The organism is Anaerospora hongkongensis (genome assembly GCF_004339805.1).
Lineage (GTDB): Bacteria > Bacillota > Negativicutes > Sporomusales > DSM-15969 > Anaerospora > Anaerospora hongkongensis.
The window spans coordinates 269408-285805 of sequence record NZ_SLUI01000005.1; the positions used below are offsets into that span (position 1 = coordinate 269408).

Here is a 16398-nt window from a genome sequence, read left to right on the forward strand (position 1 = left end):
TTGTTACAACTTCCATTTATTGTAATTTTATTCCGTTTTACCCCCTCTATATCCTTCTTTTTCGAAGGAAAAAAACTGCAGCCGTTTTTCCTAGGACTTACCTGCACGAATAATGGCATATAAAAGGCCAAACAGCATTACCATCGCGATTACAAAACCGATTTCAACAACTGGAATCCGCCATAATAGGGAAGATCTTCCGGCTATCGTCAAACTGACAATAATGCTGGCCATGATGATACTGAAGGATAGCAGGATAATGCAGAATGATAATTGATTGCTGATCCTGTCCTGATTATCCAGAATCGGCTTCAGTTCTGCTATTGATATATCCAGCCGCAGCCTCCCCCGCCTGGCGACTGAGCTCAACTCTTTTACACTGTCAGGAAGACTGCTGAGCGCTTCACCAAAACTGTTGATATTTCTCCATAACCTTTTCGCCACATCTTTTGGATGCAGCCTATCTTTCAACAGCTTTTGGCCAAACGGCTCGGCAATATCAAGAATGCTTACATTGGGATCCAGATTTTCGATAACCCCTTCCAGCGTAAGCAGCGTCTTGCCAACCAGCACAAAATCGGCAGGCATTTTAATTTTATATTTTAGCGTAATAGCGAAAATATTATTAACTGCCTCGCCTAGGCTAACCTTGCTTAAAGGAACGCCATAGTACTTTTCCTGCAGGATGGCAATATCATCTCTGAGTAAAAGGCGGTTAACCTGCTCCGGAACGATTCCCATACGAAAAATACTTTTCACCAGTTCATCCGGATTCTGCCGCATTAACGCAATCACCAGCGATGCCAGATTATATTTCAGTTCCTCATTCAGGCGCCCCACCATGCCAAAATCCAGAAAGGCAATTACTTGACCCGGCAGCACGACTACATTGCCGGGGTGAGGATCGCCATGAAAAAAACCGGCAATAAAAATCTGCTGAAAAATACTTTTCGCAAACTGATCGGCTAACCGGGAAAGGTGATAGCCTTGCTGCTCGAGCTTTTCCTTTTCGCTTATTTTTATACCGTCAATATATTCTGCCGTCAATACTTTCTTGGTCGAATGGGTCCAATATACTTTCGGGATATAGATGGCCGTACTATTGATGAACTGTTTGGCGATTCGTTCAGCATTGCGCGCTTCAAACGTATAATCGAGTTCATTTTGAAGCGACTTGGAAAACTCCTCAACCATATCTACCGGCTGATAGGATTCTATCCAGGAAAATCGTCTTTCAGCCAGCCTTGCTAGTTCATAGAGAATCTCCAAATCCGTATGAATATCAGCAGCAATTCCCGGACGCTGAATTTTTACGGCAACTTTTTCACCGGTCTGTAAAACGGCCTGGTGTACCTGACCAATAGAAGCAGCCGCTATCGGCTCCGGATTAAACTCTCCATAAAGCTCTTCGAGGTCAGTGCCAAGCTCTTGATGAATAATGCTCTGGACTTCCGGATAAGAAAATGGCGGCACTTTATCCTGCAGCTTTTCTAGCTCGGCAATCACTTCAGCAGGAAAAATATCAGGCCTGGTGCTGGCGATTTGCCCCAGCTTAATATAGGTCGGGCCTAACTGCTGAAGAACCAGCCTTATCCGTTCGCCTATGGCTTGGGAATTTTTCAAACAATCCGGGCGGCTGCGCCGATAGTAGGGAACCTTCTCAGCTAAACCCATTTCTTCCACAATATAATAAAAGCCCTGGCTGATTAAAGCAGCTGCAATTTCACGATAGCGATTAATATGGCGAATCTTCTTGCCAAACATACTATATCCTCCCCAGGGCTTAGGCTAGCTTCCAATCTGTTGTCAATATTCCCGCTTCCTATCGAGTATATACCCTGGCCTGCCAGTAGCGGACCCCGTTGAAAAGGGGACAGTCCCCTTTTTTACTGCTACAACAAAAAGGAGCCGGCAGTTTCGCCGACCCCTTTTGCAGAAGAATAAAAATATCTCATTGTATTAATTATTGTCCCAAAACTGCTGCCAAAATCAAAACACCGATCAGAGCAACAACTGAGGCAATGGTAGTGGCAGCAGTATAAATACCGAACATTTTATCCATGGGGATACCCATCGATTCTTTTACGAACCAGAAACCAGGGTCGGTTACATGCGAAGCACCAATGGCCCCTGCGCCAATCGCTACCGCCACTAATGCAGGATCAAGCGCGGGGTAGGCAGCTAAAACAGGAGTAATAAAGCCTGCCGATGTCATCATAGCAACTGTGGCACTGCCAATGGCAAACCGCATCACAATGGCGATAACCCAGGCCATAATCAACGGACTAATGTGAATGGCAGTCAGTACATTTTTTAAAATGTCACCAATACCGCTGTCCAGGATAATGCGATTAAAGGCACCGGCTGCACCAATAACCAGGATAATGGTTGCCATTGGTCCCATAGCGGATTCCGTGCGTTTGGCCAGATCGGCCAGTGAATAACCGCGTTTATAACCCATGATGTAATAGGAAAGAACGGCTGCCAGAAAAAGTGCGGCAATCGGGCTGCCGATAAAGCTTACCCACGGCATATAGGGGGCATTTTTATCAGCAACTAATTCAATAATGGTTTTGCCGATCATCAGCAGCAGGGGCAGTAAAATAGTAAACAGCGTAATGCCGAAGGGAGGCAGTTTTTCATCCGGCGTGGGTTCCATTTTGCAATAGGCCTCTGGTGGCTGGAAGTCATACTTTTTGGCAATTAAGCCGCCAAACAGCGGACCGGCAATAACGGAAGCGGGAATACCGACTAATAAACCATAAAAAATTACTTTACCCACATCCGCTTTTAGGGCCAGGGTAATCGCCATGGCGGCAGGATGGGGCGGCACGATGCAGTGCACAACGGTAAGTGAGGTAAGCATGCCGAGGGCCACCTTAACTAAAGGCTGCTTGGATTCGAGCACAACGCAGAACAGAATGGGAGTTAACAGTACGATCCCAACTTGCAGAAAAACGGGAATCCCGCAGATATAGGCAACAATCATCATAGCCCAGGCCGCTTTGCTTTGGCCCATGAAATTAATAAGCGTTCGGGACAGCTTTTCTGCGCCCCCGGAAATCTCCATCATTTTGCCGATAATAGCACCAAGGGCAAGGATCGGTGCAAGAAAGCCTAATGTGCCGCCCATCCCGGTTTCAATCGATGCGCCAATTTTATTTAATGGCATACCGGTGGCAAAGGCAATCAGAAAACAGGCAGCAGTCAGAGATATAAAGGCATGAATGCGGAATTTAATACTTAGAATGATAATAAATAAAATAGCGATACCCAGTACGGAAAGCATTGCTACTGAATGATCCATTTTACGGATGGCCCCCTTATATTTTTTACCTAATTTAACAGAGCAGCTTAGCGATTACCAGGTACAATGGGCAGCATATCGGGTGCATGAGTAAGTACAGTAACTCTGGCAGCGGAGCCATGTCTGGCCATAGCGGCATCAAACGCTTGCTGCACAGTGGCAAAAGGTGTAAAGCCAAGCTTGCTGACATCTTCATTCTGAATACCACCGGAGACAAAGTATACCGCTTCCCGTTCCTTCACCTGGGCCCAGGCAATAGCAAGAGCGGCAGCCACTTCATCATGGACTTCACCGTTATCCACCATAGTCCGTAACTGCTGCGATGAATGGCAAGTCATATCTGCCATCTCGCCATGCGTAACGGCAATCCCTTCATAGCAGGGGGTAGCGATAATAATTGTACCACCAGCTTTTACCGCCAGATCAGAAGGATACAAAGTTTTATGAGCTTGCCAGAATTCAAGATCGCAGGGATGAGAACTGGAGATAACGATATCGGCAGCTTCAGGTATTTCGGTGGCATATACATCGCGGGACAGTTTTACACCAGCATTAAAGGCTGTTTTTGTATCACCGAAAAAGGCACCGACCACTTCACCATGACGATTAAGAACAGTATTGAAAATCGTGTGCATGTTGATCTTATCGGCGATCATATTTAATTCCTGACGAACGGGATTATCCTCAATACCAAGATAGGACCGCGGCGCCCGTACACTCAGCAAATGTGTTTCAGCAGTCGTTTTTTCCCCGGAAATACCAGGCTGAACAATTTTCGCTCCTCCGGCAAAGCCCGGAATATGATGCGGCACGATGCTGCCAACACCGATTTTAAAATCTGCTTCATAGGCTTCTTTATTTACCAGTATGTTCGTGCCATTCGCCGTAGTGCCCAGACTGATCAGCGCTTCGGGATTTTTGAAGTCATGGTTTTTAATCGTTACCCGCTCCACAACCGCTTTCCCAAACTTGATTTCGATTTCTTCCTCTGTCATAAAGCGATGAGTGCCAAGAGCAATAATAATGGTAATCTGTTCATCCTTGATTCCGGCCGCATTCATTTCATCAAGAAGTACCGGAATGATTTTATCGGTAGGCGTCAGTCGTGTGTTGTCATCGGCAATAATAACAACGTTTTTGGCTCCCTGTACCAACTGTCGCAACGGCTTGGAGTCAATAGGGTTTTCCAGGCAGCGTATAATTTCCTGCGTCAGATTGGCGACTGGTGCCACATCTTTCGGTGAATACACCCCAATCAGGTTTTGTTGTGGTATAGCTACTGCAATTTCTTCCCGTCCATAGGGAAGGGTCACGTTAATATTTGACATCTGACCTACTTCCTTTCGCATTGTAATTAACAATCTCGATGCTTATCTAAACTTACTTGTTATCTTCAGCACTCGCCTCAGCCATTAGTGCCGCCAGCCGGATTGACTCCAGCATGCTCATATGGTTGGCTATCCCTTTGCCGGCGATATCAAAGGCAGTGCCATGATCCACTGAGGTCCGGATAAACGGCAGACCTACCGTGATATTGACACCTTCCTCGAAGCCCAATACTTTAAGTGGTATATGTCCCTGATCGTGATACATCACTACCACAATATCAAAGTCTTTTTTAACAGCAGCCCGGTAAAATACCGTGTCAGGCGCTACTGGACCTGTAACCTGAAGTCCCAAGGCCTTGGCGCACTCAATGGCCGGAATAATTTCTTCGATTTCTTCCGTGCCAAACAGACCGCCTTCTCCCGAATGGGGATTAAGCCCAGCTACGGCAATACGCGGTTCTTTTATCCCAATTTTCTTCATTGCCTGATCTGCTAATTCAATGACCTTCAATACGCGCTCTTTCTTGACTTTCTCACAGGCCTGGCGCAGCGCTAAATGAGTAGAAACATGGATAACCCTGAGAGAACCACCGGTCAGCATCATCGCGTAATTTTTTGTGTTTGATAAGTGCGCCAAAATTTCTGTGTGCCCTGGGAAATGACAACCGCCCTGGTTCATAGCATCCTTGTTAAGCGGCGCAGTGGCAATAGCAGCAATTTTTCCTGCCAGCGCCAAATTTACGGCCGTTTCCACATAGGTATAAGCTGCCTTACCGGCCCGCGGATCAACTTGGGCAAAGGGCAAATCGGCAGGCAGGTTTCTTAAATCGATCACATCAATTTGACCAAATTCCTGCCCACCAGTCAGAACGTCATCAATTGCCCGGCAGGTTAAATCCTGGCCCACAATTGCCACAGCCCGTTTCATAATGCCAAGATCGCCGATCACCACCGGACGGCAAATATCATATACTTCTTGTTCAGCTAAAGCTTTAGCAATAATCTCCGGGCCCACGCCGGCAGCATCTCCCAGAGTAATTCCGATTACCGGTTTCATAATAAATTCACTCCCTAATGATTTAGCATTACATCCAGCGATTGCATAATCACCCCCTCCTGACCAAAAGCACCTGCTTTTGTCACTACCTTCAAACCTGCATAAGGTCCGGTATGCAAACAACCAAAAGGTATTCCCGGCGCCACTTCCCCTTGCACTTTCATACTGGAAGTACCTAAAGCCCGGCACACACTTACAGCTGTGTCGCCGCCCGTTAAAAACAACCCTGCCACACCGCACTCTACCAAGTCGGCGGCAATCATCCCCAAATGCCTGGCAATATGGTCACTAACCTCAATCGCATTCATCCCCAGCCGTTCACCAGCCTGCCTGGAAGCGGCTACAGCATCCGCTCTGCTGGAAGATACAACCGCTACATGACTGCCTTGCCTTAAAGCAATCGCCGCCGCCTCGATACAGCGTTTTACTTCTTTAGCGGGATTCTGCAGCAGGTCCTGACCATTTACTTCGACTAACTGCGTATTAGGCTGCTTTACAAAAGCATTAACTTGACTTGTTGTAACACTGCTCACACTGCCAGAGACAATCAATACCGGCTTTCCCTGTACTTTTACCTCGTGCTTGTCATCACAGGCAGGCATATTATAAAGCTGCGGCAAAACCTCAGCTAATCCGGCCGAGCCAGCCATTATTATTTTTCTGCCACATTCTTGAATAGCCCGGGCAATGGTTACCAAATGAGTCTGCTCGGTGGCATCAAAAGCAATCAGTCGCTGACCCTGTGCGACCGCCTGTCCAATAGCCTGACAAACAGCCTCACTGCCTGCTATAATCTCCTGCAGGCCAATATGACCAACGTGATACTTAGTTTGCTGTTTTAAGACCTCCACGAGCCGTGAATCTGTTACCGGCGCTTTGGGGTCACGGGCAATTTCCGAACAGGCCAGCGGTATTTGGTTCAGCAAATGATACCCACCAGCCGTAATCCGGCCAATAGCAGGAAAAGCCGGGACAACCGCTGCACATTCATAGTCCAGTACCTCGAGCACTGCATCAATTTCACTGCCCAAATTGCCACGTAAGGTAGAATCAATTTTTTTATATACCATGGGCACTTGTTTGTTCCTTAACACTTCTGCCACAACTGCTGCTTTGGAATAGGCCTGCTTAGCTGTGCTGGCACGGCTGTCCGTATCAAACACTACGACATCCGCTTCTTCCGGCAAAATTGGATTCTGAACAGCATCCAGGACGACATACGTCCTAAGTCCATATTTAGCAAACTGTAGACCTGTATCATTTGCGCCTGTTAAATCATCTGCTATTATCGCAAGACGAGGCATATTCATCACCTGCAATTGTCATCTTTTTTGCTGTCTTAACCAACAGCAAGAATCATGCCAAATTTCCATCCGGCATGATTCTTGCTCTTAAGGCCTGTAAAGCAAAAAGCATGATGCAATACGCAACAATCAATATTGCGATTTGCATCATGCTTTTGTGATCTTTTAGTTTGCGTCTTGCTGGCGTAGCTTGCGCCAAAGAGTCGTTCTATTAATCCCTAACCGTTCCGCCGCACGGCTGTAATTATAATTTTCTTCCTGAAGCACTGTACGAATTGTTTCCATTTCCCGGACTTTCAGCAGCGTCTCCCCTGCAGCAGGATTAAAACCTCTTCCGGCTGTTTCTCGCAAGACGGTACCAATAATCTCTTCTGTAATAATCGGTCCTTCAAACAGCAGGAGTGTTCGCTCCAGAATATTAGCCAGCTCCCGGACATTACCAGGCCACTGATACTGCTTCAAACTATCAACAGCAGCGTCACTGAAAGCCACGCTATTGGGCTTTGCCATCGTATGTTTATGGAGAAAATAGTCAACCAGCAGGGGTATGTCCTCTTTTCTCTCCCGCAAAGGTGGTACATGGAGCCGCAAAATATCCAGACGGTAATATAAATCATTACGGAATCGCCGTTCTTGAATTAACTGCAGCAAATCCTGGTTGGTAGCAGCAATAATGCGGATATCTACCGGGATAACGCTGTCGCCGCCTAACCGCATAACTTCTTTTTCCTGCAGCACCCGCAGCAACCGCGCCTGTAAAGCTAGCGGCATTTCACCCACTTCATCCAGAAATAGCGTTCCGCCATGGGCTAACTCACATAAACCAGCTTTTCCTCCCTTTTTAGCACCGGTAAAGGCCCCTTCTTCATACCCAAAAAGCTCGCTTTCTAAGAGGTTCTCCGGCAAGGCAGCACAATTAACCGCTACAAAGGGCCCGCTTGAACGCTGGCCCAGATTATGAATACTCTGAGCCAGAAGCTCTTTTCCTGTACCTGACTCGCCGGTGATAAGCACAGTTGAGTCAGTACCTGCATATTGAACAGCACGCTTTTTTATATCTGCCATTACTGTCGAACTGCCAATTACCTGCGCTAACGTAAACTTAGCAACTAAACCCTTGGCGTATAGCTTTTGACGAACATGCTGTTCATACCGCTGCAGCTGGGTTACATCCTGAAAATTGGCAATTGCCCCCACTACTTTCCCACTGAGTTTAATCGGCACCCGTTTTGTGGCAATCACACGATTGCCTATTTTTTGAATCTCACCAATCTCAGCCGTACCGCATGCAACAATCGAGGGCAGACGCGTACTGGGGATAACGTCACTAACCTTTCGCCCCAGCGCTTCCTCTGCCCGAAGATGAAATACGTCTTCGGCAATAGGGTTTAAAATAGTGATACGCGACTGTTCATCCACTGCAAGGATGCCATCCGTAGAAGAGTTGATAATGGTACGCAGCAATTCCGATCGCGCCTGCTCCTTACTGCGCACGCGGCCAATCTGCTGCGCCTGCTTGATGGCCTTATAAATAGCGTCCTTGCCCGATTGAATCAAGATCCCCTGCAAGCCATACTGACCAGCCAGCTTTATGGAAATAGCATCACCAATAATGACATTAATCCCTTCGTCCTTGGCGGCCATTATCTTTTCCAATGCTCCCTGTTCATTCTCAAGAGTTATTTCCTGTAAAGCAATCCCCCATAACTCCCCAAAATCCTCGCAGCCATAAATTACGTTGCGAAACCCAGCTACGCCGACCTTTTTCGTCTGCCCACTTACTTGTTTCAAAGCACGCAAAATATCAAAGGCGGTAACTTGAATCTCCACCACCGGTAATTCAATCTGACTGCTGATTAATGATGCGGTCCCGCCCCGGCTGATAATGACTTCCGCCCCTTGGGCTATTGCTTTATAGGCTTGCTGCAGGCCATCTCTCAAATCACCCATTACCACCTGAATTCCTTCGGGCCATTCATCGCTTCGCTCATTTACCACTTCCTGTGCAATCTGCTGCATAGCCGCAAAAGGGGTAATAATGGCTATCTTCGTATCCACTTTGGTTCCTCACTTTCACTATCTGCGGCAGCTCAAAGCTACTATACTAAAAGCCGTTCATTTTGTTTACTACTTCTAAACATATATGAAAAATCCCTGTTTACATTATCTGCTTTTAACTGAAATAACGCCCTCAACAGCCAGCAGGCTGCCGGCTATTTTATTGATAAGCCCCTGCTCCGAGCCATTTAGCGCTACGCTGATAACCATTGACTGCTCACCCTCCGCGTCAATCCTTATATCACAGATCCGTACTCCGCAGTCACCGAGCAGGTCACCGATTTTCCCCATCTGCCCCGGCGTATTTTCCACTGTAATCAATAGTGTCGTCATTTGCCCGGCATTATGCAGCTTATCGATACGCAGCAGCAGCGCCAGGGTAAGCAGAATAAGAAACGTGGTATAAAATGCCCCGCTATAATAACCACAGCCGACTGCCAGGCCAACACCGGATACAACCCACAGGCTGGCCGCAGTTGTCAGCCCGGTAACCGTTGCCCCCTCTTTCATAATGGTCCCGGCCCCTAAAAAACCCACACCGCTCACAACCTGTGCTGCAAGCCGGGCCGGATCAGCATTGGTCAGACCCTGCACGGACTGATAAATATTTAGTGATAAGATCATCACTAAACACGATCCCAGACAGACGAGGACATGCGTACGCAAGCCTGCGGCTTTGCTTTGCGACTGACGTTCATAACCAATAAGCCCCCCTAACACAAAAGCAACCGACAGCCGCATTAATGTGTCAATTTCTAACACCACAGGTAATCCCCCTTTCGCCGGAAAAGTAAAAGACATCCTATATACCGGCTGTACACCGGCAATGGGACATCTCTCAACAACATTCATTCTATTGCTTTACCATAGATATTCTGCCAAAGCAGAAAATATGACCTGCTTCTACAATGCTAGAGAAATTCTTATGAAGTTGTGCTCGACAATACTAGTTCTAGACCAATCATTCGCTTAATAGTATCACTTAGACATCCAGAGAAAGCGCTGCCAATTTTCTTCGCAGCGTATATATTGCTGGCCAATTCAATAAGCTTACGAAAGGATGATATGTATGTCTTTGCATCTTACAAGAGAATATCTATCCCAAAGCGCGGTAGCAACCAGGGTAAATGTCGGCGATTTCACCTACGGTCAGCCGCAGGTCTTTTGGTGGGGAGAAGATACGTATTTAACGATCGGAAAATATTGCTCAATCGCAGTTGGAGTCTCCATTTTTTTAGGGGGGAATCACCGCTCCGATTGGGTTACGGTCTTTCCGTTTACAGCCTGGTCCGACGCTTGGCCCCAAGCAGCTGGCATCGAAGGTCATCCTGCATCCAAGGGGAATGTAACGATCGGTAACGACGTATGGTTAGGCAACCAATGTACGGTTTTATCAGGAGTCACGATTGGCGACGGTGCTGTTGTTGGCTCTCATTGTGTAGTCTCCAAAGATATACCGCCTTATTCAATCGTTGTGGGAAATCCCTGTCGCATCATTCGCAAACGCTTTAGCGAGCAGCAGATTGAAGCTTTATTAAACATACAATGGTGGAACTTTCCGGTAGAAAAGCTCAACAGCCTGCTGCCGCTAATGTTAAACAGCGACATCGATGCTTTTATTGAAAAATGCGGCCGGCCAGTTACCTGATAATGGTCTGAATCCATAACTCCAACTTAATTTTAAAATAAAAAAAGCCTTCCGATATTTCGGAAGGTCTTCATTTTCACTGGAGCCGATAATAGGATTCGAACCTACGACCCCCTCATTACGAATGAGGTGCTCTACCAGCTGAGCTATACCGGCAAATTAACAATATTATTCTATCTCACCGTCATTACATTGTCAAGGAAACCGACCGGAAAAATCGCTCGCTGCCAAAACTGCACTGACCGCTTTGCATTTCGAAAGGGTATGATGACCACTGTCCATTGGTTGCCACCATGCCCCATTTCTCATATTTTGCACACGCTTTCTTAAACAGCTTCATAACTGGCTGCACGCTGCTGCATAATTGCGTACAACTCGGAACTGTTAATAAAAAGATCACTTACTACAGCAGCATCCAGCTTACGGTTGCTGACCATGCCCCTCATAATGTTTTCAATTTCCTTCAGATCAAGTCCCTGGCGATACGGACGGTTTTCACTGAGGGCGGTAAATACATCAGCGACTGCTACCATACGGGAACCAAGATGAAGGGAGTCTTCCCCGACCCGGAAGGGATATCCGGAACCATCTAGTGTTTCATGATGCAGAGCAGCCCATTCGGCAATTGTCTGAAAGCCGTCAATTTGCTCCAATATGCGGTATGTATAATAGGGATGCTGCTTAATGATGGCAAACTCGCGGTCCGTCAACTTGCCCATTTTCTCCAATATTGAGTTTGGTATGGCCAGCTTGCCAATATCATGGAACAATCCCGCCACCCGCATCAGCTTTACTTCCGCCTGGCTATAGCCGCGGGCCTGCGCCAGATAGGCAGCAACAGTGGCTACACTCCGGGAGTGAGCACCGGTAAACCGGCTGGTACGGTCAATAATCGTTGCAAAAATTTCCGCAACATCAATAATATCATTAATTTGAAACGGCAGTCTGCCATAGTCATCAATGCTTTGAAAGAAATTCTGATAGTAATGGGGATTGGTCAAATCCAGCCAAAAGCTTTCCCGCCGGCCAAAGTCATGCAATGCCTTTACCAGCTCCGGATCAAAAACACTGCCGCTTTGTTTCCGGATAATTGCTAAAATTGCCGGATAATGCTCCAGTATATTATCTTCTGTTAAATGGGCCTCAACCTTATCGGCCAGATTAATAATGCGGGAAAATAAGGGAATATCTTCCCCTGCCAGGTTGTAGGGGCTTGATCCGTCCCAATGGTCATGGTGATGACGGATAATAGCGGCAAGCGGCCCCAGCTGTTTTGAGTCCTTGAGCAGCAGATAACCCGCCTCGGCATGCTCATAAATATTCGTCTGAGCAAGCTCCATATTCCGGATGCGATGCTTTTCTTCCCAGTTGGAAACGGCACCCAGATCATGGAGCAACCCGGCATAGACCAGAAGATTGCGCTGTTGTTTTTCGACACCCAAGTATTCCGCAATACGGTTTGCAATCATTGCTGTACGCCAATGATGGCGGCCCAGTCCGCCGTTAGAAAGCTCCAGTGCCTGAGATAAAGCTTTGATTAAGTTTATGGGGTGAATATTAAATAGCATGTTTTTTCCCCCTTGAGAGAGCAAAAAATGCAGATATGAAACCTGCATTTTCGAAATCGACAAAATTTGCGGTTATTACCTAAATAATAGTATAACAGAGCTGTTTTTTCAACTTTTACTTTTCTACCGGCCCCTGCCATTTCAGCATTCCGCCCGATATGTTATAGACATTGTCAAATCCCTTTTTTAGCAGCCATACGGTTGCTTCTGCACTGCGGGTGCCGCTGCGGCACATAATGTAAACATCACGGTCCCGCGGGATTTCACTGAAGCGCCGTCCTAACTGATTTAACGGAATCAGGGTTGCTCCCGGCACATGTCCTTCCTTATATTCTTCAGTGGTACGCACATCCAGAATATATTCGTTTCCTTCCCATTTTTCCAGTGCTTCCGACTCTTTCAGTTCATGTCCCCGGAGGGCAAGTTTGCGATTTATCAGCTTATAAGCGATAATTCCGGATAAAATTAATAATGCCACCACTAGCAGCGATGCCATTTAAACACCCCTTTCCTTTAGCGACAAGGTGCAAATAAATGCCAAGTCTGCTTCTATTATACTGCAAATAAGCCTGACATTCCAGCTTACAGCAAGAACTCGTCAGCGTTCTTCACGGTTATACGGTATGCCCAGCGCTTCAGGTGCAGCCACACGGCGTGTTTTGGTCTCACGGGTTACTACAATTAATACGGCAATCGTAATGGCATAAGGAAGCATTTTTAGAAAGAACGAGGGAATCATGATCCCAAAATTCTGCAGATGAAAGCCTAACACATCAATTGTCCCGAACAGAAAGCTTCCCAACAGCGCCTTCCCGGGGTGCCATGTTGCAAAAATCACCAGGGCAACGGCTATCCAGCCCCGTCCGGCTGTCATATTCTCCAGCCAGGAGGGTGCGTAAGCCAGCGACAAATACGCTCCTGCCAGGCCGGCAAGCATTCCACCGGCAATCACAAAAACATAACGCATACGAAACACATTGATTCCGGCTAAGTCTGCAGCACCAGGATTCTCCCCTACCGAGCGCAGCTCCAACCCCTTTTTCGTGCGAAACAGAAAAAACCAAAGCAGGGCAACCAAAGCATAACTGAGATAAACCAGCACATCATGTTGAAACAATATCGGCCCCAGCACCGGAATATCGCTTAACACGGGTATGCTTACCGGTCGAAAATTCACCGGCAAGGGTAGGCCGATTAGAGACTTACCGATATAGCCACTAAGCCCTGTTCCGAAAATAGTCAGCGCCAGGCCGCTGACAACTTGATTAGCCCTGAGGGTAATCGTCAGAAAAGCATGAATCAGCGCCATAAGACCACCTGCAATAACCGCAGCCAGTAATCCCCACCAGGGATCACCAGTATTCAATGCCACCATAAAGCCGCATACCGCACCGGCGAGCATCATCCCTTCCACCCCGAGATTCAATACGCCCGATAATTCGGAAAGCATTTCCCCAAGGGCGGCAAGCAGAATCGGGGTTCCGGCAATAATACCTGATGCTAAAATAGCAATCCAAATTGATTGTTCCATCAGGCACTCCTCCCTTTTCCTACCCATTTCAAACGATATTGCATAAAGATTTCACCGCCGACAACAAAGAAAAGAATTGCCCCCTGCAGCATGGCAACAGTCGCTGCCGGAAAGCCGCTCGTCTGAATGCTGAAGCCGCCGACAAGTAAGCCGCCAAAGATCACTGATACCAGGACGACCGCCACCGGGTGAAGCCGTGCCAGCCAGGCAATAATAATTGCTGAATACCCGTAGCCGGGAGATATCCCGTGCTGCAGCCGCTGAGTAATGCCGGATACTTCCGTCATACCGGCCACCCCGGCCAATCCGCCGCTGATAAACATGACAAGCAGGATATTTTTAGTATAATTCATCCCGGCATAATTCGCTGCCGCAGCGCTCTCGCCGCTGACGCGGATCTCAAAACCCCAGCGGGTGTAGTGCAGCACAATATACAAGACAACCACGCACAAGAGCGCCAGTACAAGCCCTAAGTGAATTCGGGTTACGCCAAAGGCTGGCAAAATAGCCGCTTCTGAGAAAGGTGCTGTAATGGGAAAACCCAGCCCCTTCGGATCTTTCCAGGGACCATAAACCAGATAATCGACCCAGAGGATGCCGATATAATTCATCAACAGCGTGGTAATCGTCTCATTAACCTTATAGTAAGCCCGGGGAATGGCAGGCAGCAGCCCCCATACACCTCCTGCAAGAAAACCTGCAGCAATCATAGCCGGAAGCAGCACTACCGCGGGCCATTCGGGAAAGCTCAGCGCTACCCAGGTAGCCCCAAAGGCTCCCATATACAGCTGTCCTTCTGCACCGATATTCCACAGCTGCATGCGAAAAGCCAGCGCTACAGCAAGACTGCATAAAATAAGCGGCACCGCTTTCACGACCGTTTCCGCCAGGCCATAAGCTGAGCCAAAAGCGCCCTCCAGCATCAGCAGATAAACATCTACAGGATTTTTATCGGTAAGAGCGATAAATATCCCGGCAAAAGCCAAGCCTACCACAATTGACAGCAGCGGTACTGCAATCATCATCACTTGAGAAACCGCTCCGCGCTTTTCCCAGCGCCAGCCTGACAGTATATTAAACAGCATGTTGATTCAACATCCTTTTTCCGGCCATCATCGCCCCTACCTCTGCCACTGTTGTGGCCTGGGGATGAACAATACCCATAATTTCCCCTCTGTGCAAAACAGCAATCACATCACTCAAGGCGAAAAGTTCATCTAACTCTTCGGAAATAAGCAATATAGCCTTACCGGCCTCCCGCTGTGCCAGGAGCAGTTCACGCACTGCCGCCATTGCTCCTACATCCAGACCTCGCATCGGATACACCACCACCAGCAGGCGCGGATCGGCATGAATTTCTCTGGCTAGCAGAAGCTTTTGCAGATTGCCGCCTGACATCATTTTCACAGGATTAAAAATATTGGCCATTTTAATATCAAAAGCATCGATTGCTGCCTGCGTTTTCTGCAACGCCAGCTGCCAGTTAATCAACCATCCTTTTTGGTCATAGCCCTTCAAGATATAATTATCTATCGCATTCAAACCAGGCACCAGCCCTGTTCCCAGCCGATCCTCCGGAACATAGCTTACACCTGCCCTGATCATGTCCCTGGCACTGCTGATAGTGTGATTCTCCCCGGCTACGTACTTCTGGCCGCCCTCGACTGGCCGCAGCCCCGCTACAACTTCGGCCAGTTCGGTCTGTCCGTTACCGGCCACTCCGGCGATGCCCACAATTTCTCCGGCACGAATACAAAGCGAGGCATGGCGCACCGCTATTTGACCGCGGTTATTCAGACACGATATATTATCCAGTTCCAGTACTACTGCCCCGGGCTCCGTTCCCGTGCGGTCCAATTGCTTAGGCACATTCCGTCCGACCATCCATCGGGTCAGTTCCTCCTCACTGGCCAGTTCTGTCTTGGTACTGCCTGCCGGTTTTCCGCCCCGTAAGACACTGATTTTATCCGTACCCTCCAGCACTTCACTCAATTTATGGGAGATAACAATAACAGCTTTGCCCTGTTCAGCCATTAAACGCAGGGTCTTATACAAGTCCTTAGCCTCCTGGGGCGTCAACACAGCAGTCGGCTCATCCAAGATAAGGATTTCCGCGCCTCTGAACAAGGCCTTTATAATTTCCACCCGCTGCTGCTCACCCAAAGTCAGCTGCCAGACCTTTGCGGCAGGATCAATACACATTCCGTACTGATTGCAAAATTGTTCTATTTGAGCTTCTATTTTGCGCTGATCATACAGCAGTCCCATATCCTGCATACCAAGAATTATGTTTTCCGCCACTGTAAAGGATTTCACCAGCTTGAAATGCTGATGGACCATCCCGATTCCCTGCACAACAGCAGCTTTCGGGGAAAGCATTTCGACCTGCTGTCCTTTTATATAAATTTCGCCTTCATCCGGCCGGTATAAACCGGTAAGGATGCTCATCAGTGTACTTTTTCCTGCCCCATTCTCCCCCAGCAAGCCATGAATCTGCCCAGCCTCAATTGTCAGGCTGACATGATCATTCGCTACTACCCCCGGAAACCGCTTGGTGACATTTATCATTTGAACCATTGGAATTGCACTCATTGCTG

At 47.8% G+C, this 16398-nt stretch carries 13 protein-coding genes and 1 tRNA gene; 1 reads left to right on the top strand and 13 read right to left on the bottom strand.

The genetic code is table 11. The features are described from left to right. Nucleotides 1-90: 90 nt before the first annotated feature. The 7 genes from EV210_RS09385 to EV210_RS09415 form a co-directional block, all read right to left on the bottom strand. A complete protein-coding gene (locus EV210_RS09385) occupies nucleotides 91-1764 on the bottom strand; it encodes an ABC1 kinase family protein (protein ID WP_132078994.1) in 1674 nt (557 codons plus the stop codon). 199 nt (nucleotides 1765-1963) lie between these two features. Beyond that, a complete protein-coding gene (locus EV210_RS09390; RefSeq protein WP_132078997.1) occupies nucleotides 1964-3307 on the bottom strand; it encodes a GntT/GntP/DsdX family permease in 1344 nt (447 codons plus the stop codon). Nucleotides 3308-3354: 47 nt separating this feature from the next. Then, nucleotides 3355-4635 carry a nickel-dependent lactate racemase family protein gene (locus EV210_RS09395; RefSeq protein WP_132079000.1) on the bottom strand — a complete coding sequence of 427 codons (1281 nt, stop codon included), beginning with the start codon at nucleotides 4633-4635 and terminating at the stop codon, nucleotides 3355-3357. Nucleotides 4636-4687: 52 nt separating this feature from the next. Beyond that, nucleotides 4688-5692, bottom strand: a complete 1005-nt coding sequence (gene pdxA, locus EV210_RS09400; RefSeq protein ID WP_132079003.1) for a 4-hydroxythreonine-4-phosphate dehydrogenase PdxA — start codon at nucleotides 5690-5692, stop codon at nucleotides 4688-4690. 14 nt (nucleotides 5693-5706) lie between these two features. Beyond that, entirely contained in the window at nucleotides 5707-6996 is a 1290-nt protein-coding gene (locus tag EV210_RS09405) for a four-carbon acid sugar kinase family protein (protein ID WP_165898845.1), read from the bottom strand. A gap of 165 nt (nucleotides 6997-7161) precedes the next feature. Then, the gene (locus EV210_RS09410; RefSeq protein WP_132079009.1) at nucleotides 7162-9054 is read right to left on the bottom strand and encodes a sigma 54-interacting transcriptional regulator; all 1893 of its coding nucleotides are present in this window, start codon (nucleotides 9052-9054) and stop codon (nucleotides 7162-7164) included. A gap of 105 nt (nucleotides 9055-9159) precedes the next feature. Then, on the bottom strand, nucleotides 9160-9819 hold the full coding sequence (locus EV210_RS09415; protein WP_132079012.1) for an MgtC/SapB family protein: 660 nt from the start codon (nucleotides 9817-9819) through the stop codon (nucleotides 9160-9162). Nucleotides 9820-10123: 304 nt separating this feature from the next. Here EV210_RS09415 and EV210_RS09420 point away from each other — a divergent pair, with 304 nt between their 5' ends. After that, on the top strand, nucleotides 10124-10702 hold the full coding sequence (locus EV210_RS09420) for a CatB-related O-acetyltransferase (RefSeq protein ID WP_132079015.1): 579 nt from the start codon (nucleotides 10124-10126) through the stop codon (nucleotides 10700-10702). Between the two features lie 80 nt (nucleotides 10703-10782). On the opposite strand, the gene EV210_RS09425 is transcribed toward EV210_RS09420, so the two are convergent. From EV210_RS09425 to EV210_RS09450, 6 genes are all read right to left on the bottom strand, one after another. Next, a tRNA-Thr gene (locus tag EV210_RS09425) sits at nucleotides 10783-10858 on the bottom strand. 170 nt (nucleotides 10859-11028) lie between these two features. Then, nucleotides 11029-12270, bottom strand: coding sequence for an HD-GYP domain-containing protein (locus EV210_RS09430; RefSeq protein ID WP_132079018.1), 1242 nt, complete (start codon nucleotides 12268-12270; stop codon nucleotides 11029-11031). Nucleotides 12271-12385: 115 nt separating this feature from the next. Further along, nucleotides 12386-12766, bottom strand: a complete 381-nt coding sequence (locus tag EV210_RS09435; protein ID WP_132079021.1) for a rhodanese-like domain-containing protein — start codon at nucleotides 12764-12766, stop codon at nucleotides 12386-12388. Nucleotides 12767-12868: 102 nt separating this feature from the next. Continuing rightward, the gene (locus EV210_RS09440) at nucleotides 12869-13801 is read right to left on the bottom strand and encodes an ABC transporter permease (RefSeq protein WP_132079024.1); all 933 of its coding nucleotides are present in this window, start codon (nucleotides 13799-13801) and stop codon (nucleotides 12869-12871) included. After that, a complete protein-coding gene (locus EV210_RS09445; protein WP_132079027.1) occupies nucleotides 13801-14886 on the bottom strand; it encodes an ABC transporter permease in 1086 nt (361 codons plus the stop codon). The genes EV210_RS09440 and EV210_RS09445 overlap by 1 nt, the downstream gene beginning before the upstream one ends. Beyond that, nucleotides 14876-16393 carry an ABC transporter ATP-binding protein gene (locus EV210_RS09450; RefSeq protein ID WP_132079029.1) on the bottom strand — a complete coding sequence of 506 codons (1518 nt, stop codon included), beginning with the start codon at nucleotides 16391-16393 and terminating at the stop codon, nucleotides 14876-14878. The genes EV210_RS09445 and EV210_RS09450 overlap by 11 nt, the downstream gene beginning before the upstream one ends. Nucleotides 16394-16398 lie beyond the last annotated feature (5 nt).